This is a genomic window from Bradyrhizobium sp. USDA 4502 (assembly GCF_054063355.1).
Window position 1 is genome coordinate 8804414 of the sequence record NZ_JBSSGF010000001.1, and the last position, 20571, is coordinate 8824984.

Genomic DNA, 20571 nt, shown 5'->3' on the forward strand with positions numbered 1-20571 from the left:
CTTCGAGGCTCGCTCCGCTCGCACCTCCAGCGACAAAGGCGAAGCCTTTGCGCGGGGATGACGGGACTAATAGTACGACGTTCCTACCGCGTCATGACGGCCCGGCATCCCTTGCATAGCGTTCGCGTGTATGAAGACGGCACCGCCTGCTGCCGGGGCCTGCCATGCCGTTTCGTCTCCTCGCATCACTCCTGTTCGCGCTCGCAGCAAACCTGCTGCTGCAACTGCCGGCGCGCGCCGCCTATCCCGACCACATCGTCAAGATCGTGGTGCCGTTTGCGCCGGGCGGCGGCACCGATGTCGTGGCGCGGACGCTGGCGCAGGAGATGCAGAAGGATCTCGGCGTCACCGTCATCATCGAGAACAAGCCGGGGGCGGGCACCATCATCGGCACGCAGAGCGTCGCGGCGAGCCCATCCGACGGCTACACGCTGCTGATGGCGACCTTCGCCAACGCGGTCAATCCGAGCCTCTACAGCAAGCTGCCTTATGATGCGCACAAGGATTTTGCGCCCGTGGCGCTGGTGGCGCGCTCCTTCAACGTCGTTGTGGTCAATCCCGCTTCGCCGATCAAGTCGATTGCCGATCTGATCGCGGCCGCGAAGGCCGATCCGCAGAAGCTGTCCTACGGCACCTATGGCACCGGCACCTCGGCGCATCTCGCCGGCGAACTGTTCAAGCACATGGCCGGGGTCAATCTCACCACCGTTCCCTACAAGGGCGCGGCGCCCGCCATCACCGACCTCTTGGGCGGCCAGATCCAGGTGATGTTCACCACGGTGGCAAGCTGCGCCTCGCTGGTCGAGGCCGGGCAGCTGCGCGCGATCGGAGTGACGTCCGCTGAGCGCTCGGCCGCGTTCCCGCAATTGCCGACGGTGTCGGAAGCCGGCGCCTCCGGCTATGTCGCCGAATCCTGGTACGGCCTCTACGCGCCGGCGAATACGCCGCCCGACATCATCGATCGCCTCAACAGATCGGCGGCAAAGGCCGTGCAGGCGGAGGCCTTCAAGAAGCTCAGCGTCAATGAGGGCCTCGTGATGGTGGCCTCACCGCGGGCCGAGCTCGACCGCTACTTTGCCGGCGAGGAAGCGCGCTGGCGCAAGGTGATAAAGGACGCCGGCATCAAGGCCGAATAGGCGGCATGCGCCAGGTGACGATCACATCTTTTTGCGTCGCATTGCCGTAACCGTGATTCTAGACGCAACGGACCGGTTCCTGGATCGTTGCCATGATCAGCGGAACCTCCCGCCTTGAGCTGTGTCTTGCGTCAAAGAGTAGGCCATGTGGATTTTGTTGCTGCTGCCGTTCATCGGCTTGCTGTGGGTGCCGTTCTATAATTTCGTCGAGCCTTCCCTGTTCGGCTTTCCCTTCTTCTACTGGTACCAGCTCGCCTGGGTGCCGATCTCCTCGCTCTTGATCTGGCTGGTCTATCGCAGCCGCCGGCCCGATGCCGACGAGCCGCGGTGAGGGGACAGCCATGACCGATCACATCGCCTGGGTGGCGCTCTGCGTCTTCATCTTCTTCTTTGCGCTCGTCACCGTGATGGGCTTCTTCGCGGCGCGCTGGAAATCCGGCCCGGTCAGCGAGCATCTCGACGAATGGGGCCTCGGCGGCCGCCAGTTCGGCACCTGGATCACCTGGTTCCTGGTCGGCGGCGATTTCTACACCGCCTACACCGTGATCGCGGTGCCGGCGCTGGTCTACGCGGTCGGCGCCTACGGCTTCTTCGCGCTGCCCTACACCATCATTGTCTATCCCTTCGTATTCGCTGTCATGCCGGTGCTGTGGAAGAAGGCGCATGCGAACGGCTACGTCACCGCCGCCGATGTCGTCCACGGCGCCTATGGCTCGCGCGCGCTCGAGCTCGCGGTGGCGCTGACCGGCCTGGTCGCGACCATGCCCTACATCGCGTTGCAGCTGATCGGCATGGAAGTCGTGATCAAGGCGATGGGGCTGTCCGGCGAACTGCCGATCATCGCCGCCTTCGTGATCCTCGCGCTCTATACCTATAGCTCCGGCCTGCGCGCGCCGGCGCTGATCGCCTTCGTCAAGGACATCATGATCTACATCGTGGTGCTGGCCGCCGTGGTCGTGGTGCCCGCGAAGCTCGGCGGCTACGGCGCGGTGTTCTCGGCCGCCAACGACGCCTTCACGGCGAAGGGCGGCGCCACCGGCCTGACGTTGAAGCCCGGACAGTATCTGCCCTATGCGACGCTGGCGCTGGGCTCGGCGCTCGCCGCCTTCATGTATCCGCACACGCTGACCGGCATCTTCGCCTCGAAGTCGGCGGATACCATCCGCAAGAATGCGATCCTGCTGCCGGCCTATACGCTCTTGCTCGGCCTGATCGCGCTGCTCGGCTACATGGCCTATGCCGCCGGCATCAAGGTGACTTCGCCGAACGACGTGGTGCCGATGCTGTTCAAGACGCTGTTCCCGGAATGGTTCGCGGGCTTTGCGTTCTCGGCGATCGCGATCGGCGCGCTGGTGCCGGCGGCGGTGATGAGCATCGGCGCCGCCAACCTGTTCACGCGCAATGTCTGGAAGTCCTACGTCAACCCGGACATCTCGCACGCCGGTGAGGCGTCGGTGGCGAAGATCACATCGCTGGTGGTCAAGGTCGGTGCGCTCGCCTTCATCCTGTTCCTGCCGACGCAATATGCGCTGGACCTGCAACTGCTCGGCGGCCTCTGGATCGTGCAGACCCTGCCGGCGCTGGTGTTCGGGCTGTTCACCGTCTGGTTCCGTGCCGAAGGGCTGCTGCTCGGCTGGGCGGTCGGCATCGGCTGGGGCACATATACCGCGTGGAGCAACGGGCTGAAGCCGCTCGCCAGCATCTCGCTCGGCGATGCCAGCTACAGCTTCTATGTCGGCCTCGGTGCGCTGCTGCTCAACATCGTCGTGGCGGTGCTCGCGACCGTCGTAGTCGGCCTGATATCACCCGCTAAGCGCCGCGCGGCGGCCTGAGCCGTCGCCTTGGTCTGACGGCGCGGAGGCAAGTCGTGCGGTGAGCCGCGCGACCTCCGCTCTGGTCTTTTCGATCGCGGCATCCTTCACCGGCCCATAACCGCGGATCTCCATCGGCGCCTTTGCCAGCGCGACGAGATCGGGCAGCCGTGCCTTGTCGAGCTTGCCGAGCATGGTCTCGATCAGCGCCTCATACCAGGTGATCAGCTCGCGCTCGGTGCGGCGCTCCGCGGTATAGCCGAACACGTCGAACGCCGTGCCGCGCAGCCCTTTCAGGCCCGCGAGCAACCGCAGCGGCGTCTGGATCCATTGTCCGAACGCGCGCTTCCTCGGCCGTCCCCGTGCATCGCGCTGCGCCGGGAGGAACGGTGGCGCAAGGTGATATTGCACCGTGAAGTCGCCGTCGAACTCCTGACTGAGTTCGTCGAGGAAGCCCGACTGCATATGCAGCCGCGCCACCTCATATTCGTCCTTGTAGGCCATCAGCTTGAACAGCGACCGGGCCACGGCGTCGGTCAAGGTCTCGCTGCCGAGCGCCACTTCGGCGCGACGCACGCGGTCGATTGTCGCCCGATAGCGCGCGGCATAGGCCTCGTCCTGATACGCCCTGAGGAAATCGGCGCGCCTCGCGATCACCTGCTCCAGCGTTTCGGGCACATCGGCCGCAGCACCGTCGGCCTTCGGCAAGAACTCCGGATCGGCGAAGGCGATCCGGCCCCAGGCCAGCGCCTGCCTGTTGCGCTCGATGGCGACGCCGTTCAATTCGATCGCGCGGATCAGCGCATCCAGCGACACCGGCACCAGGCCCTGCTGCCAGGCAAAGCCGAGCATGATGATGTTGGCAAAGACGCTGTCGCCGAGCAGCCGCTCGGCCAGCGCGTTGGCGTCGATCATGGTGAGGTTGCCCGACCCGATCACCCGCTCGATGGCGCGTAAGCGAACCGGCGAGGCGAGGTCGGCATCGCGGAAGCGCACCACGTCGCCGGTCGGCATCTCGGCGGTATTGACCGCAGCGCGCATCCCCTTGCGATAGGTGCCGGATGCTTTTGCCGACGAGCTCACCACGAGGTCGCAACCGATCAGCGCGTCGGCCGCGCCCTGGTCGATCCGCACCTGATGCAGCGCGTCGGGTGTGGCCGCCAGCCGCAGGTAGCTCAGCACCGGGCCGAACTTCTGCGCAAAACCAGTGAAGTCGAGCACCGAGACGCCGCGGCCCTCGAGATGCGCCGCCATGGCGATCAGCGCGCCCACCGTGATGACGCCGGTGCCGCCGACGCCCGTGACCAAGAGATCATAGGGCCGCTCGAGCGCCGCGAGCTCCGGCATCGGCAGCGCCGCTGCACGCGTCAGCGGATCGATCGCGCTCGCGCTCTTCGCCCGCCGCTTGCCGCCCTCGATGGTGACGAAGCTCGGGCAGAAGCCGTTGAGGCAGGAGAAATCCTTGTTGCAGGTCGAGAGGTTGATCCGGCGCTTGCGGCCGAACGGCGTCTCCCTCGGCTCGACGCTGAGGCAGTTGGATTCCACCGAGCAGTCGCCGCAACCCTCGCAGACGAGGTCGTTGATGAAGGCAAAGCGCGCGGGATCCTTGATCTGTCCGCGCTTGCGCCGCCGCCGCTTCTCGGTGGCGCAGGTCTGCTGATAGATCAGCACGGTGACGCCGGGAACAGCGCGCAGCTCGCGCTGCACGGCGTCCATCGCCTCGCGCGGATGGATGGTGACGCCCACGGGCAGGTCGGCCGGCGAGAAATGCGCGGGGTCGTCGGAGACCAGCGCGATCCGCGCGACGCCCTCGGCGCGGACGGAGTGCGCGATCGCCTGCACGCTGACCGGGCCGTCGACCGGCTGGCCGCCGGTCATCGCCACCGCGTCATTGAACAGGATCTTGTAGGTGATGTTGGCTTTCGCGGCGATCGCCTGCCGGATCGCCATCGAGCCGGAGTGATAGTAGGTGCCTTCGCCGAGATTCTGGAACACGTGGCTGTTGCCGGTGAATTTCGACGATGCCGCCCAGTTGACGCCTTCGCCGCCCATCTGGATCAGCGACGAGGTCTCGCGGTCCATCCAGCTTGCCATGAAATGGCAGCCGATGCCGGCCAGCGCCTTGGAGCCCTCGGGCACTTTCGTCGAGGTGTTATGCGGGCAGCCCGAGCAGAAATACGGCGTACGGGTCGCGCCCGGCACCGCGATCATGCGGTCCTGTTCGGGCACCAGCGCGGCAACGCGGCGAGCGAGTTGCAATTCCGGAAACATCGGGTCGAGCCGGCGCGCCAGCACGTCGGCGAGCATGCGCGGCGACAATTCGCCGGTCCAGGAGATCAGCCGCGCGCCGCTCTCGTCATGCTTGCCGACCATCCGGTCCGGCTTGGCGCCGGGATAGTCGTAGAAATACTCCTTGAACTGGCTCTCGATGATGCCGCGCTTCTCCTCGACCACGAGGATCTCGCGCTTGCCCTTCACGAACTCCATCGCATCGTGCAGCGCCAGCGGCCACACCATGCCGACCTTGTAGATGTCGATGCCGAAGCGGCGGCAGGCGGCTTCATCCAGCCCGACCAGCCGCAGCGCCTCCATCAGATCGAGATGCGCCTTGCCCGTGGTGACGATGCCGTAGCTCGCATCCTTGATGTCGTAGATGTGGCGATCGATCGGATTGGCTTTCGCGAACGCGTAGACCGCGTGCTTCTTCGCCTCCAGCCGTTCCTCGATCTGCGGGCCCGGCAGATCCGGCCAGCGATAATGCAGGCCGCCGGGCGGCGGCACGAAATCCGGTTGCACGAAACGGCGCGGCGGCGAAAGCTCGACCGAGGCGCCGGATTCCACGATCTCCGAGATCGCCTTGAAGCCGACCCACATGCCGGAGAACCGGCTCAGCGCGTAGCCATACTCGCTGAATGCGAGATATTCGCCGACATCGGCCGGATGCAGCGTCGGCATGAACCAGCTCATGAAGGCGACGTCGGACTGATGCGGCATCGAGGACGACACGCAGCCATGGTCGTCGCCGGCGACGACGAGCACGCCGCCACGCGGCGAAGAGCCATAGGCATTGCCGTGCTTCAGCGCATCGCCGGAACGGTCGACGCCGGGGCCCTTGCCGTACCACAGGGCGAACACGCCATCGACCTCGCGATCCCTTTGCGTCTCGACCTGCTGCGAGCCGAGTACGGCGGTCGCCGCGAGGTCCTCATTCACCGCGGGCAGGAATTCGATGCGGCTGTCCTTGAGCTGCTCGCCGATCTTCCACAGTTCGAGATCGACGCCGCCGAGCGGCGAGCCGCGATAGCCGGAGATGAAGCCCGCGGTGTTGAGGCCGGCCGCGCGGTCGCGCCGCGCCTGGTCGAGCACGATGCGGACGATCGCCTGCGTGCCGGTGAGGAAGACGCGGCCGCGGTCGCGGCTGTAGCGCTCGGACAGCTGATAGGCGTCGAGCAACGGCATCTGGCCCATGACTGACCTCTCCGGGATTCGCGATGTCTGATCCGACAAGGCTATGCCTGTGGGCGTGGTAGGTCTTACCTATCCATTCATTTGTCGCGGAAAAATCGGCAGGATATTGCTGAGAACGATGTAGTTCGGTAGGATCTACCAAATCGAGGGCCTCGCAATGGTCGAAGAGCAGGACGAGAAAATCCTCGCCGAACTGCAGAAGGACGGCCGCGCCACCAACCAGCAGCTTGCGGAAACCGTCGGGATGTCGACCTCGGCGTGCTGGCGCCGGGTTCGTGCGCTGGAAGAGTCCGGTGTCATCTCGGGCTATTCGGCGCTGGTCGCGCGCGAGCGCGCCGGCTTTGCGACCTCGGCGATCCTGCACGTCTCGCTGGAGCGCCACGACGTCAAGTTCGTCGACGAGTTCGTCGCCCGGGTGATGAAGCGCCGCGAGGTGCTGGAATGCTTCGCGACCACCGGCGACGCCGACTATCATCTGCGTGTCGTGGTGCGCGACATGGACGCCTACAACAAATTCCTCGACGAGTTCATGTTCCGCATTCCCGGTATCCGCCACGTCCGCACCAACGTGATCCTGAAGGAGATCAAGACCGGCGTGGCGTTGCCGTTTTGAGGTGACGACGATGATGGGGCCGCGCGCTCAATTTTGTCCCGTCACCCTGAGGAGGCCGCGTAGCGGCCGTCTCGAAGGGCGAACGGCCTCCAGCCCGGCCGTGCATCCTTCGAGGCTCGCTCCGCTCGCACCTCAGGATGACGGTCGAACCAGTCGGTAGGATGGGTAGAGCGAAGCGAAACCCATCATGGTGCCGCGGGTTCGACTTGATGGGTTTCGCACGCTCTACCCATCCTCATATGGGGATTTGTGAGTCAAGTCTCTTCGCGAGGTCTGGGTTGGTGTTTGACGGCAAGAGGGCGGCGCGCGGAGCCGAGCGTAGCGCAGCGCGACGACCGGGCAACGAACAGGGATTGGCTTCCGAAGATTGCTGCAGTTCACTGCATCACCTCATATCCGGTCGGATTGTTTGATCCGTACCCACTTTCCGCATGCTTGCGGCGAGGAAGCCTGGCGAGGATGAGACCCATCTACGAAACGGCGGTTGAAGCCCTAGGATGGCACGGTCATCATCCATCCCGCACGGAGCGCGGCGAAGCCGCGGCGCGTGGTGGGGTGGTCGGTTTTACGCCTTGATCACGGCCTGGTCGGGGACGAGGCCGGTGGTGAGATAGCGCCACAATGCCACGATCAGCTTGCGCGCCAGCGCGACGATGGCGATGCGTTTGGCGCGCTTGCCGGCGTCGGCGGTGCGGGTGCGGAACCAGCGGCTGAGCGTGCTGTCGCCTTGATGACGAGGCCACAGCCAGGCCAGTTCGATCGCCTTGTGGCGGGCGCGCCGATTGCCGGCCTTGCTGATGCCTTGCTCGCGATCGGTGCCGCCGCTCTTCCAGGGACTGGGCGTCAATCCGCAATAGCTGGCGACCTCGCGGCGGTTGCGGAAGTCCTTGTAGAACAGCTCGTTCACCAGCGTTGCCGTGAAGGCCGGGCCGAGCGCCTTGAGCCGCTGCAATTGATCTCGTCGCTCGACCATCGGCGTCGGAACCGCCGGAGAAGTGTCCGCAGCCTGGGTCTGCTCCAGCGCCGCGAGTTGCTCACACACCAGCATCAGCCGGGCGTGCTCGCGCTTGATCTCGGCCAGAAGATGCGGCGGCAGCGCCTCGCCCTGCCAGTCGCGCTGCCGCTCGAGCCAGGTAAGCCAGTCGCGCCGCCGCGGATTGCCGACCGCCATCCCCCGAAGACGCAGCAACGCCTTGATCCGGTTGCTGTGGGCGGTCTGCTCGGTGACCAGGCGGTCGCGTTCGCGGCTGGCGCGCCGGGCATCCTCCGCTTCCACGCGCGGCACCCGCACGATCCGGACCACCCGCGGCTCACCCCGCAAATAGGCCATCAGCGTGCGCAGCAATAGCTCGCCGTCGATCCGGTCCGTCTTTGCTCGCCGTGCCCGCTGCTCCACCGCAATGCTCGCGGGGTCGAACACGAAGTTCAAAATCCCGGCCGCCTCCAGCAGCCGGTGCAGCCAAAAGCCGTCATAGCCGGCTTCATAGCAGCTCACCACACGCGGCACCGATCCGAGCTTCTCCGCCACCCGGGCGCGGGTCCGTTCGATCAACGCCAGCAGTTCGGCGTGATCGCCTCCTTGCAGCTTGTGGCGCGACATCCGATCCCGGTCCGGGCTGTGCAGCGTCACAAGCCACGTCTTCTGACTGAGTTCGATCGCAACAAAAATTGTGCCACAATGGCTGGCGGTGGGCGTGCCTGCGGTCGATGCTTGCATCTGACTTCTCCGATGGTTCGAGTGTGGAAACCCAAATCTATCGGAAAGGCCACGCTCACCGCCCCATGGAATCTACGAAGATACGGGTCATGCTGCCTGTTCTGTCGACTTGGTCTTCAACAGAATCATGAACACCATGACATGGCTGACCAGCAGCAGCGGCACATAGAGCGCCGGAATATAGATGCCGGCGCCGAACAGGCCGGGATCGCCGATCTTCACGCCGTTGTAATAGGCGTTGAGAAGGTCCAGCGTGCCCCAGATGTTGAAGACCCAGACGATCGGAATCGCGATCGCCCACCGCCAGGACAGCGCCGCCATCGCAAGCAGCGCGAGAACGGCGGCGACAAGATCGCCCCATCCGACCTCGCTTGCGAAATCCGTGCTCAACTGCGGCGACACGAACCCGGCCACCATGAAGTTCATGCCCAGGAACCTGAACGCATGGAACGCTGCGAGCAGTCGGAGCGCGTTATCACGTGGCATCGCGCGGACCGCCGGCCAGACGTAGGTGACGGCGACGACAGCACTTGTCAGAAACGCGCCGGCGACGCTGAGGACGAATGGAAGATTGAAGCCCGGGGGCATCGGCGGATTCCCTTGTTGTCGATCGGTTCGGCTGGCTTGCGTTCAGGACCTTGACGCTCAGGGCTTGGCGACGAGCAGGCGGAGCGGCAGCAGCGGGCCGACCCCGATGTACTCGTGATCCATCAGATCGAGCTTGGACAGCGGCAGGCCTTCCATGATCGCGTGCGCCTCGGATGCATCCTTGGCGTCGAGCAGCAAGACCACGCCGCGCCCGTCGGAGCGCGAATACCATTCGCGAATCTTGCCGTTGAGATAGAGCTGCACGGTCTGCCGGATTTCGTCCGGCATCACGGCCATCACCTGATCGCGGGTGACGCCGGCTTTCGCGGTGAGGATGACCATCACACCGGTGGTGACGGTGGCTTGGGCTTGTGCTTGAGCTTGGGCAAAGGAGGGAGCGGTCATGGAAGTGGTGCCTGTCAAAGTGAGGGTGAGAGCCAGGATTGTGTGACGGATTGCTTGCATCGGTCGCATGTCTCCGTTCACGACGGATGTCGTGATGTCGCGTGAGCAGCGCAGGTCGCGTTGCCGCTGCTTGTGGCTCCGATGTAGGGCGGCTTTCCGCGAGCGACTATTCGCGATAATGTTCACAGGCCATGAAGCAGAACTTCACAGTCCGGCAGGGCGCGCTCGACGGTGTCGAGGCGTTCCTGGCCGTCGCCCAGCACCGCAGTTTTCGCCGCGCGGCGGCCGAGCTCGGCGTCACGCCATCGGCGATCAGCCAGGCGGTGCGCGCCCTTGAGGCGCGCCTCGGCGCCGTGTTGTTCATCCGCACCACCCGCAGCGTCGGGCTGACCGATGCCGGCGAACGGTTTCTGGCGCGCGCAAGACCGGCATTCGAGGAGCTGGTCGCGGCGAGTGGGGCGGCGCGCGAGCTCGGGCAGAAGCCCGCCGGGCTGTTGCGTCTCACCGTACCGCGCTCGGTGGTGCCGATCCTGCTGGAGCCGCTGATCGCGTCGTTCTGCAAGGCCTATCCCGAGATCGAGGTCGAGCTCGCCGCCAGCGAGGAATTGGTCGACCTCGCCGCCGGCGGCTTCGATGCCGGCATCCGGATGGGCCAGTTCATCAACCCGGACATGGTCGCGGTGCGCCTGACCAAGCCGTTCCCGTTCGCCATCGTCGGTAGCCCGGACTATCTCGCGCGCCGCGGCCGGCCGAAACGCCCGGACGATTTGCGCGAACACGCGTGCCTGCGGCTGCGGCGATCGAACGGCGGGCTCGCGCCATGGTCGCTGACCGACAACGGCCGTTCGATCGAGCTTGCCGTGTCGGGATCCTTCATCGGCCATGATTTCCCGACGCTGGTCGGCGCCGCCATCGAAGGCGTGGGCCTCGCGCAAGTCCCCGCACCGCTGATATCAGGCGCCGTGAAGGAGAAGAAGCTCGTCCGCGTGCTGGAGCCGTTCGCGCCGACCACGCCGGGCGTGTTCCTCTACTATCCCGGCCACCGCCAGATCATGCCGAAGCTGCGCGCCTTCATCGATCACGTGAAGAGCAGGCCGCGGGCTGAGCGGTGAGAAGAGCCCGGATTTGCATTGCTCGTTCAGGTCATCGCGGAACGACGGGAGGGTCTAGGCGCGCTTCTGAGGATGCCAGTCAGGCACCGTCTTGACCATGTGCCAGACCAGCAGGTCGAGGGCGCGGGTCATGCCTTCCCGCGATCTGGTGTTGGTGAACGCCGACCAGCAGAAGTCGCCGCTGGTTCGCACCGAGATCGTCGTCGTTCCGTCCAGCAGGCCGCTGTGCCACCAATTGTTGTTCGCGGTGACGAACAGGCCCTTGGCGTAGCGGGGGTTGATGGCGCTGGGGGTGCTCATGACGCGGAGGCTGTCGTCGGTCAGCAGCTGCTCGGTGTCCTTGAAGCCGTCGATATGGACGAACAGCGTCGTCAAATCGCCCGGCGTCGCAATCCAGCCGCCGTGCGAATCCATCCGGGCGACGTTCATCCGGTACGGATCGCCGGTCTGGCTGTAGTATTTCACTTCGTTGCTTGCGCGCTCGCTCAGCGTATTGCCGGCAATCTGCATGTCGGTGATGCCGCATCGCTTCAGGACGGCGTCCTTGATGTATTGCTCGTAGCTCTGGCCGCTCAGCTTTTCGATCACGCGGCCGAGGATGCAATAGCCGAAGTTCGAATAGGCATAGGCTTCGCCTGGCGGACTGGTGAGCGGCATATGCTCCAGCGTCCAGCTGATCAGTTCGCGATGCTTCAGGTTCTGGTTCATGAACATCGGATCGCGAAACTGGTTTCCCCAGGTTCCGGCGGTGTGGGTCAAGAGATGCTCGATCGTGATCTGCTCGACATGGGAGCGAGACGAGCCGACTGGCATCAAGCTTGGCAGCGTGGGTGTCGTCGGATAGTCCTTGCCGAGAATGGAGCTTGCGCCGAACACATAGTCGCCGAGCCGCAATTTGCCGGCCTCGATCAGGGTGAAGATCCCGGTCGAGGTCACAGGCTTCGATATGCTCGCGATCCGGAAGCGGTGTTGCGGGGTCAATGCTTCGCCGGTCTCCCGATCCGCAACGCCGAACGCCTCGACATAAGCGGGCTTTCCCTTGATTGCGATCGCGATCGAAAGACCCGGTACATCGTAGTCCTTCATGAAGTCGGCGGCCAGGTCAGCCATCTGCTTGCGTTGCTCCGACGTCGGAAGCTCCGCGGGCTGCTCGGCAAGGGCGGTCGACGGCCCGCAAACGATCCCTGCGGCCGATAGCAGGGAGCCCTGAAGCAACGTTCGGCGTGAAAGTGGCATGGCTGACTTGTCTGATGAGTGCGCGCGGACCTTATTGCGCTTCGCCCTGTGTTGTCACGATGCGAACGGCTGTGTGATCACGTCACGATGGCCCGTCGGGCAAATGATGTCGCGAGAATGCGGATGTGTGATCCACAAGCGGCGCCACAAACTCGCCGTCGTCCCGGCGAAAGCCGGGACGACAAATGGAGAGAGAAGCGACCCGGTCCATCACCGTCATGCTGAGGTGCGAGCGCAGCGAGCCTCGAAGCACGACGGCCCGGCTCTCGACGCAAGGATGGAGCGGCGGCCGTGCATCCTTCGAGGCTCGCTTCGCGAGCACCTCAGGATGACGGCTCTAAAGTGGTGCAAGCCGCCTCACACCTTCTCCCTCACGAACCTGTTCCGCAGCGTGCCGATGCCGGTGATGTCGATCTCGACCACGTCGCCGTCCTTCAGGTCCGGCGAGGCGCCGTCGGTGCCCATCCAGATCACGTCGCCGGGCGACAGCGTGAAATATTTGGTCAGTTCGACGAGGAACGGGACGATGCCGAAGATCATCTCGTTGGTGTGGAAGCGGCCGGTTTCCTTGCCGTTGACGCGGATCGCGGTCTCCATGCGGTCGAGGTCGACATCGGTCTCGATCCACGGACCCATCGGCTTGAAGGTATCGGCGTTCTTGGCACGCCACAGTCCGCGATCGGCCTTCTGCCAGCTGCGTTCGGAGACGTCGTTGCCGATGGTGTAGCCGAACACGCAGTCCATCGCGTTGGCCTCGGTCAGGTGCTTGGCGGTCTTGCCGATCACGACGACGAGCTCGCCCTCGTAATGGATCTTCTCGGTCGCGCTCGCGGGGATCACGACGTTCTCGTCATGGGCGATCAGCGCGTTCTGCGCGCGGTAGCCGATCTCGGGACGATCGGGAACGTTCGGCACCGTGCCGGCCTTGTCGGCGGCTTCTTTGAGGTGTTTCAAATAATTCAGCCCGACGCAGTAGAAGGTGCGCGGGATCAGCGGCAGCTCGATCTTGACGTCCTTCAACGCATGCGTCTTCGACGTCTTGCTCCATTCACCGAAGGGATCGCCATTGACGGTGGTGACGGCGTCGCCCTCGACGAGGCCCCAAGACGTAGTGCCTGCGGCAGTAAATTTCAGCCAGCGCATGATGATGTCCCTCTATTCCGCGGCCTGCGCGCGGGTCTTCCAGGCGCCCGCGGCCGGGCGCTTCAGCTCGAGATTCTCGCGCAGCGTCGTGCCGGCGTAATCCTTGTGGAACAGCCGGCGCTTCTGCAGTTCGGGCACCACGTGGTTGACGAAGTCGGCATAGGAGCCCGGCACGTAGCTCGCCGCGACGACGAAGCCGTCGCAGCCGCGATTGACAAACATCTCCTCCAGCCGGTCGGCGATCTCCTTCGGGCCGCCGACCATCGCGTCCTGCACCTGGCCGCGGCCGGAGAAGGTGATGAAGTCGCGGGTCGAGGGATTGCTCTTGCCGGAGGTGCGCAGCACGCCGTCGCGAATGCCGAGCATGCCTTGCATGCCCTGCAACTCCTCGGTGGTCAGCGGCTCGTCGATCGGTTTGGCGCCGAAATCGAAGTTGAGGCCTTCGGCGAGCAGCGACAACGCGTCGATCTCGAGCGGCAGCTTCTGGATCACCGCCATCCGGTCCTCGGCCTCGGCCTTGGTCGCGCCGGTGACCGGGGTGATCAGATTGCAGAGGAACATCTGGTCGGGATCGCGCCCGGCCTTGGCGGCTTCGCCCCGGATCGCGTCATAGCCCTGCCTGGCATTGGCGAGGTTGCGCGCCGCGGTGAAGATCACCTCACCCCAACGCCCGGCAAAGCGCTGGCCGCGGCCGGAGGCGCCGGCCTGGATCACGACGGGATGGCCCTGCGGCGAGCGCGGCACCGTGAACGGGCCGCGCGAGGTGAAGAACGCGCCCTTGTGGTCGAGCCGCTTCACCTTGGTCGGATCGGCGAAGCGGCCGCTCTTCTTGTCGATCAGCAGCGAACCGTCTTCCCAGGCGTCCCAGTGGCCGAGCACCACCTCCATGAACTCGTCGGCGCGGTCATAGCGATGGTCGTGCTCGAGATGCTGCTCGCGGCCCATGTTGAGCGCTTCGCCGTCATTGACCGACGTCACCACGTTCCAGGCGGCGCGGCCACCCGTCATCAGGTCGAGCGTGGCGAAACGGCGGGCGACGTCGAACGGCTCGAAATAGGTGGTGGAGGCGGTCGAGGCGAGGCCGAGCTTGGTGGTGACCATGCCCATCGTGGTCAGCACCACGATCGGGTCCATCTTCACGCAGCGGATGCCGTATTCGACGGTGTGGGCGTGATCGTTGCCGTAGCGATCGGGCATTGCGAGGCGATCGTCGAAGAACGCCATGTGGAACTTGCCGCGCTCCAGGATGCGCGCGATCTCCTGATAGTAGTCCGCCGACATCGAATCGTCGCGCGATTCCGGGTGACGCCAGGAGCTCGGCAGGTTGGTGCAGTTCTGCGCCTGCAAAAAGCCAACCAGCGCCATTTGCCGTGTCATGTCGTTCTCCTGTGTCCGCAACTATCAGCGAAGGTCGAGCTCATCGGTGAGCTTGTAATCGGCGGCGAGCGCCTTGAGCTTGTCCCAGGTCGCATCCTCGATCTCGATGCCGTCCTTGCGCCGCTGCTGCTCGCGCAGATATTCGATCTCGCCGGGATAGAGCACGCCGCGGCTCCCTTCCGAGGGCGGCGTCGATTTCAAATAGCGGGCGAAGTCGGCGACTTCCTTCCTGAAGTCCTTGAGCGGACGGAATGCGGCGACGTTGAACACCGCCATGAAGCAGCCGTCGTTGTGTCGGCCGGTCGGCTCGACGCCGAAGCCGAGCCCGGTCAGGAGGCCGCACAGCACCTCGACCATCGCGGCAAGGCCCGAGCCCTTGTAGCCTTCGCTGCCGCCGAGCGGCAGCAGCGCGCCGCCCCTGCGGTAGTCCTTTGGGTCAGTGGTGTCGCGCCCCTCGGCATCGATGATCCAGCCCTTCGGGATGCTCTCGCCGCGCGCCACCGCGAGCTGGATCTTGCCGGCGGCGACTGCCGAGGTCGCCATATCGAGATAGAATGGCGCCTCGAGGTCGGAGGGCACCGCGATCGAGAGCGGGTTGGTGCCGAGCCGGGCCTCGCGGCCGCCGAACGGCGCCACGTGTTTCGGCGAGCGGCCGGAATCGGCGGCCGCAATCCCGATCATGCCTTCGCGCATCGCCATCATCGGGTAATGCGCGAGCCGTCCGACGTGGCTTTGGCGGAACACCGTGCAGGCCGCGACATTGGCGGTCTTCGCCTTGTTGATGGTCATCTCCATCGCCTTGGCGTTGACGTGGAAGCCGAAGCCCCAATGACCGTCGATCACAGTCGTGGTCGGTGTCTCCTGCACGATGGTCCATTTCGCGCCGGGCACGATGTGGCCGGCCTTGATGCGGTCGATATAGGTCGGGATTGCGATCACGCCGTGGGAGTCGTGGCCGGCGAGGTTGGCGTTGACGCAGCCGGAGGCGACTGCGCTGGCTTCCTCCTCCGATGCGCCGGCACCCTTGAGGAGTGCCGCGCCGATGCGCGTGAGACGGTCGGCCTGGACGATCGGCATGGGATTTTCCTCGCGGTCTGCCCGCGTGATGCGCGGGTCGTGCTTGCTGTTGTCGACGTCATGCTCTCAAAGCGCCGAGGGGCGAGCAAGGGCAGAAAATCCGGGCGGCCATACCGCCAGCAGGGTGCTCGCCGCCGCGATTTCACCGAGTGGAACAGGCGCGGTCGCGATGCGGAATTTGGCTGCTCCGGCGGCGCGAGCAGGACGTCCATCCGCGCCTCGCCGCCCTCCGCCTCAGGCTGGCACACCGGTGTCCGTAATATCCCGGAAAACCGCTGCCGGCATTCGTCAGCCGTTTACTTTGTCGTGCAACTTGCCGGATACGCTAACCACCACTTAGGCCTCTCGCGGGCAATGTTCCCCGCCAGATTGGAGGGGTTGGCCCCGGGGCCTTCAGGAATCGTGCAGTCGAGCATCGGGCGTACCTTCGCGGCGTTGAGTGCCACCAACGAAGCGATCCTGTACGCGAAATCACCAGAAGAATTGTACGGCAAGGTCTGCGAAGCCGCGTTCTCGAGCGGGAGCTTCCTGGCCGCGACCGTGTTTTTGCTGGAGCCGGATACCGGTCTCTTGAGGTTCGCGGCTGGCTACGGCGACGATGTCGCGCGACTATGCAGCATCACCATTTCCGCGATCGCCAACACCCCGGAGGGCGAAGGCGTGGCCGGCCGCGCGTTCCGCGACCAGAAGGCCTGCGTCCGCAACGACTATGTCAACGACGCTGTTTCGGCGGCTTGGCGCAGCGGCGCGGCAGCGGCCGGCGTCGGGGCGGCCGCCGCGGTGCCGCTGGTTTGCAACCGGCGCAGCGTCGGCGTCTTCATGGTGACGCGGCGCGAGATCAATTCGCTCAGCGACGAGGCCGTTTCGCTGCTCGAGCGCATGGCCGCGAACGTGTCCTTCGCGCTCGATAATTTCGACCACGAGGCCTCGCGCAAGAGCGGCGAGCGGGCGATGCGCCGGCTCAACCGCATGTTCGGTGCCATTAGCGCAACCAACGAGGCGATCCTTCGCGCCAAGACCGAGCACGATCTCTATCAGCGGGTCTGCGATGCCGCGGTGTTCAGCGGAAAGTCCTTCGCCACGGTGGTGCTGCTGGCCGAACCCGACACGCACTGGTTCGAGCCTGTCGCCGGCACCGGCGAGGCGCTCGACCTGATCACGCAGACGCGCTTCTCGACCGATCCGGACAGCGTCTACGGCAAGGGGATTTGCGGCGAGGCGTTCCGGACCCAGCGGCCCTGCGTCGAGCACGATATCCCGATATCGATGAGCCCGTCGCATATGCCGATCGGCGGCAGCGGCCTGATGGCCTGCGTCGCGCTGCCGCTCATCCGGTTCGGCAAGAGCGTCGGCGTCCTGATCTTCTTCACTAGCAATTCCTGGGCGCGTGACGAGGAGATCATCGCGCTGCTCGCGGGGATCGCCGAGAATGTCTCGGTCGCGCTCGACAATTTCGGCCGTGCCACCGAAAAGGCCAGGGCCGACGCCGAGCGCGAGCGGCTGTCGCGGATGTTCGCGGCGCTAAGCGCGACCAACGAGGCGATCATGCGCGCGAGATCGCGGCTCGAGATGTTCGAGCTGGTCTGCGCGGCGGCGGCGCATGGCGGCGGGTTCAACTCCACCAGCATCCTGATCGCGAAGCCCGGCGACGATTTCCTGGAGATGATGGCGGTCGCGGGGCCTACCGCGGCAAATGCGCGCCGCCTCAACGTCTCCCGCAGCGAGGCTCGCCCCGAAGGGCGCGGCGTCTGCGGCCGGGCGTTCCGCTCGCGGCGCGCCTGCATCAACAACGATTTTCTGGGCGACGTCGCCAGCAATCCGTTCCGCGACGTCATCGACCGCGAGGATGCGCGATCGGGCGCGGCGTTCCCGCTGATCGTCGACGACGAGCCGGTCGGCGTGATGCTGTTCATCTCCGCCAAGCGCAACACCTTCTCGGCTGAATTCGCCGAGCTGCTGCAGCGGCTCGCCGACAACGTCTCCTATGCGCTCGGCAGCTTCGACCGTGCCGACGAGAAGGCGCGGACCGAGGAGCAGAAGGAGCGGCTGCGGCGGATGTTCGCGGCGCTGAGCGCGACCAACGAGGCGATCATGCGGGCGAAATCCCGCAGCGAACTGTTCGATCTGGTCTGCGATGCCGCGGCGGTCGGCGGCCAGTTCGTCTCGGCCACGATCAGGCTGGTGCGCCCGGGCGAGGTCTTTCTGGACAATGTGGCCGCCTCGGGCCCGGACCGGGTGCGGGCCCGAGAGGTTCAGCTGTCGGCCGACGCGGCGCGTCCGGAGGGACAGACGCTGACCGGCGTTGCGATCCGCACGCGCAGGCCCTGCATCAGCAACGACTATCTCAGCGATTTCGGCCCCGAATCGCACGTCTATCCGGCCGTGCGCGACAGCGGCAGCAAATCGGGCGCAGCCCTGCCGCTGCTCAAGAACGGCGAGGCGATCGGCGCGCTGGTGTTTCTCTCCAGCGAGTTCGGCACCTTCAGCCCGGAGATGATGGCGCTGTTGCAGCGGCTTGCCGAGAACGTGTCGTTTGCGCTGGCCAATTTCGATCGCGCCGACGAGAAGGCGCGGGACGACGAGCAGAAGGAGCGGCTGTCGCGGATGTTCGCGGCGCTGAGCGCGACCAATGAGGCGATCATGCGGGCGAAGTCCCGCGCCGAATTGTATCGACTGGTCTGCGCGGCGGCGGCGACCGGCGGCAAGTTCACCTCGACCACGATCGCGCTGGCGCAGACCGGAAGCGACTATCTGCGGATCGTCGCGATTGCGGGGCCGGCGGCGGAGGGCGCGCGCCAGGTGACGCTCTCGACCAGCGAGGCGCACCCCGAGGGGCGCGGCGCCTGCGGCCGGGCGTTCCGCTCCGGCAAGGCGTGCATCATCAACGACTATTTTGCCGATCCCGAGACCGCCGCTTTCCATGAGCGCGCGCGGCTCGATGGAACGCAGTCCAGCGCCTCGTTTCCGCTTGTTGTCAGCGGGCAGGTGGTCGGGGTCATGATCTTCGTCGCGATCGACAAGGACACGTTCACGCCGGAGTTCGCCGAATTGCTGCAGCGCCTTGCCGACAATCTGGCGTTCGCGCTCGAGAGCTTCGATCGCGCCGATGAGAAACACAAGGCCGACGAGCGCATCGAATATCTTGCCTCGCACGACAGCCTGACCAATCTGCCGAACCGCGAGACGTTCAACGAGATGCTGCATCACGCGATCTCGGCGGCGGATCGCCATCGCCGGCAGCTCGCGGTGCTGTTCATCGATCTCGACCGCTTCAAGGTGATCAACGACTCGCTCGGCCACGACGCCGGCGACATGCTGCTGGTGGCGATCGCCGAGCGGCTGCGTGGATCGTTGCGCGCGAGCGACGTGGTGGCGCGGCTCGGCGGCGACGAGTTCGTGGTCATCCTCGAGGAAACCGCCGAACGGGACGACGTCGAGCGCATCGCCGGCGATCTTTTGGTTTCGCTCAGCCAGCCGCTGCAGCTCAGCGGGCATGAGTGCCACACCACGGCCTCGATCGGCATCGCGATGTATCCGGCCGATGGCTCGGACGTGCAGACGCTGACCAAGAATGCCGACATGGCGATGTATCTCGCCAAGGAAGACGGCAAGAATGGCTTCCGCTTCTTCTCCAACGAGATCAGGGCGCAGTCGATCGAGCGCTTGACGATGGAGAGCGCATTGCGCCGCGCACTCGAGCGCAAGCAATTCTCGCTCGACTATCAGCCCAAGGTGGACATGGCGAGCGGGCAGATCAGCGGCGTCGAGGCGCTGCTGCGCTGGACCCATCCCGAGCTTGGCAAGGTATCGCCGGGGCAGTTCATCCCGCTTGCCGAGGAGACCGGCCTGATCGTGCCGATCGGCCGCTGGGTGTTGAAGGAAGCCTGCGGGCAGAACATGGCGTGGCAGCGCTGCGGCCTCAGGGCCGTGACGATGGCGGTCAACCTTTCACCGCGGCAGTTCGGCGATCCGAACTTGCTCGACGACATCGACGCGGCGCTGGAGGAGAGCGGCATGTCGCCGGCGTTGCTCCAGCTCGAGGTCACCGAGAGCATGGTGATGCGCAACGTGACGCGCGCGGTGCGCGTGCTCGACGCGATCCAGAATCGCGGCATTCGGCTGGCGATCGACGATTTCGGCACCGGCTATTCGTCGATGTCGCTGATGAAGCAGTTCCCGATCGACACCATCAAGATCGACCGCTCTTTCGTGCGCGACCTGCCCAATGATTCCGAGGACGTCGCGATCGCGCAGGCGATCATCTCGATGGGCAAGGCGCTTGGCATGACCATCGTCGCCGAGGGCGTCGAGACCTCCGAGCAGCAGGAATTCCTGCGCGCCCATGCCTGCGACGAGATGCAGGGCTTCCTGTTCAGCCGGCCGCTGCCGCCGCGCGATCTCGCCGAATTGTTGAAGCCGTCGCAGGCAGAGGCGTCGCCGCCATTGCAGCCGTCGCTGGATGGCGAGGCGACCAGCGAGGCCGAGCCGGATCTAGGGCGGAAACGCGCTGTCGTCTGACGGCTGCACGGGCAGGTCGCGAACGTCGGAATCGGTGGATGCGACCTTGCGCGAGAAATCATAGGGCCACGGCAGGATGTCCTGGCCGGCCAAAGTCTGGCGCAACACAACGGCAGCCTCCGCAAAGCTCGCGCCGTCGGCAAGGCGCAACTGGCGGCTCCAGGCGGATGGCAGCGGTTCGGCGGCATCGCGCATCTCGAATGCCGGCCCCCACCACCAGGCCGGCGCGGGCGGCCGTTCCGGTTCCGGAATGACGCGCCAGCGCGCGAACTCGTCGACGATGCGGGCAAATTGCAGCTTGGCGGCGGGATGCATCGAAGGCCCTTCCTTGGGCCGGGATGATAGCATCGCTCCCACCTCGCGCAACGCG

The 20571-nt window shown here is 65.4% G+C and carries 15 protein-coding genes; 6 read left to right on the forward strand and 9 right to left on the reverse strand.

Translation table 11 applies throughout. The annotated features are described in order from the left end of the window. Window positions 1-164 precede the first annotated feature (164 nt). From ACVW1B_RS41090 to mctP, 3 genes are all read left to right on the forward strand, one after another. Window positions 165-1136, forward strand: coding sequence for a tripartite tricarboxylate transporter substrate binding protein (locus ACVW1B_RS41090; RefSeq protein ID WP_456777672.1), 972 nt, complete (start codon window positions 165-167; stop codon window positions 1134-1136). A 145-nt stretch (window positions 1137-1281) separates the two neighbouring features. After that, window positions 1282-1467 (forward strand): DUF3311 domain-containing protein, encoded by a 186-nt coding sequence (locus ACVW1B_RS41095; RefSeq protein ID WP_038384255.1) that lies wholly within the window; start codon window positions 1282-1284, stop codon window positions 1465-1467. Between the two features lie 10 nt (window positions 1468-1477). Beyond that, on the forward strand, window positions 1478-2968 hold the full coding sequence (mctP, locus tag ACVW1B_RS41100; RefSeq protein ID WP_225162209.1) for a monocarboxylate uptake permease MctP: 1491 nt from the start codon (window positions 1478-1480) through the stop codon (window positions 2966-2968). Here mctP and ACVW1B_RS41105 read toward each other — a convergent pair. Continuing rightward, on the reverse strand, window positions 2939-6415 hold the full coding sequence (locus ACVW1B_RS41105) for an indolepyruvate ferredoxin oxidoreductase family protein (protein WP_456822939.1): 3477 nt from the start codon (window positions 6413-6415) through the stop codon (window positions 2939-2941). The two genes, mctP and ACVW1B_RS41105, sit on opposite strands and share 30 nt — an antisense overlap. A 157-nt stretch (window positions 6416-6572) precedes the next feature. On the opposite strand from ACVW1B_RS41105, the gene ACVW1B_RS41110 reads away from it, so the two are divergent. Beyond that, a complete protein-coding gene (locus ACVW1B_RS41110; protein ID WP_057015467.1) occupies window positions 6573-7028 on the forward strand; it encodes an Lrp/AsnC family transcriptional regulator in 456 nt (151 codons plus the stop codon). A 565-nt stretch (window positions 7029-7593) separates the two neighbouring features. On the opposite strand, the gene ACVW1B_RS41115 is transcribed toward ACVW1B_RS41110, so the two are convergent. The 3 genes from ACVW1B_RS41115 to ACVW1B_RS41125 all read right to left on the reverse strand — a co-directional run bounded on the left by ACVW1B_RS41115 (window position 7594) and on the right by ACVW1B_RS41125 (window position 9738). After that, window positions 7594-8745 carry an IS110 family RNA-guided transposase gene (locus tag ACVW1B_RS41115; RefSeq protein WP_253609103.1) on the reverse strand — a complete coding sequence of 384 codons (1152 nt, stop codon included), beginning with the start codon at window positions 8743-8745 and terminating at the stop codon, window positions 7594-7596. Window positions 8746-8832: 87 nt separating this feature from the next. Beyond that, window positions 8833-9333: a hypothetical protein gene (locus ACVW1B_RS41120; RefSeq protein WP_456777670.1), complete on the reverse strand. Its 501-nt coding sequence runs from the start codon at window positions 9331-9333 to the stop codon at window positions 8833-8835. A gap of 57 nt (window positions 9334-9390) precedes the next feature. Next, window positions 9391-9738 carry a hypothetical protein gene (locus tag ACVW1B_RS41125; RefSeq protein WP_225645680.1) on the reverse strand — a complete coding sequence of 116 codons (348 nt, stop codon included), beginning with the start codon at window positions 9736-9738 and terminating at the stop codon, window positions 9391-9393. Window positions 9739-9929: 191 nt separating this feature from the next. Here ACVW1B_RS41125 and ACVW1B_RS41130 point away from each other — a divergent pair, with 191 nt between their 5' ends. Beyond that, window positions 9930-10850, forward strand: coding sequence for a LysR family transcriptional regulator (locus tag ACVW1B_RS41130; RefSeq protein WP_456777668.1), 921 nt, complete (start codon window positions 9930-9932; stop codon window positions 10848-10850). A 54-nt stretch (window positions 10851-10904) separates the two neighbouring features. Here the strand turns inward: ACVW1B_RS41130 and ACVW1B_RS41135 are convergent, their stop codons facing one another. The 4 genes from ACVW1B_RS41135 to ACVW1B_RS41150 form a co-directional block, all read right to left on the reverse strand. Then, window positions 10905-11960 (reverse strand): serine hydrolase domain-containing protein, encoded by a 1056-nt coding sequence (locus ACVW1B_RS41135; RefSeq protein ID WP_456822940.1) that lies wholly within the window; start codon window positions 11958-11960, stop codon window positions 10905-10907. Between the two features lie 483 nt (window positions 11961-12443). Further along, entirely contained in the window at window positions 12444-13229 is a 786-nt protein-coding gene (locus ACVW1B_RS41140) for a fumarylacetoacetate hydrolase family protein (protein ID WP_057015462.1), read from the reverse strand. Between the two features lie 12 nt (window positions 13230-13241). Continuing rightward, window positions 13242-14606, reverse strand: coding sequence for an LLM class flavin-dependent oxidoreductase (locus ACVW1B_RS41145; protein ID WP_456777666.1), 1365 nt, complete (start codon window positions 14604-14606; stop codon window positions 13242-13244). Window positions 14607-14630: 24 nt separating this feature from the next. Beyond that, window positions 14631-15683, reverse strand: coding sequence for an Ldh family oxidoreductase (locus tag ACVW1B_RS41150; protein ID WP_456822941.1), 1053 nt, complete (start codon window positions 15681-15683; stop codon window positions 14631-14633). Window positions 15684-16085: 402 nt separating this feature from the next. On the opposite strand from ACVW1B_RS41150, the gene ACVW1B_RS41155 reads away from it, so the two are divergent. Then, on the forward strand, window positions 16086-20201 hold the full coding sequence (locus ACVW1B_RS41155) for a bifunctional diguanylate cyclase/phosphodiesterase (protein WP_456822942.1): 4116 nt from the start codon (window positions 16086-16088) through the stop codon (window positions 20199-20201). Here the strand turns inward: ACVW1B_RS41155 and ACVW1B_RS41160 are convergent. Beyond that, window positions 20175-20516, reverse strand: coding sequence for a hypothetical protein (locus ACVW1B_RS41160; protein WP_168856512.1), 342 nt, complete (start codon window positions 20514-20516; stop codon window positions 20175-20177). The genes ACVW1B_RS41155 and ACVW1B_RS41160 overlap by 27 nt on opposite strands. Window positions 20517-20571: the final 55 nt, after the last annotated feature.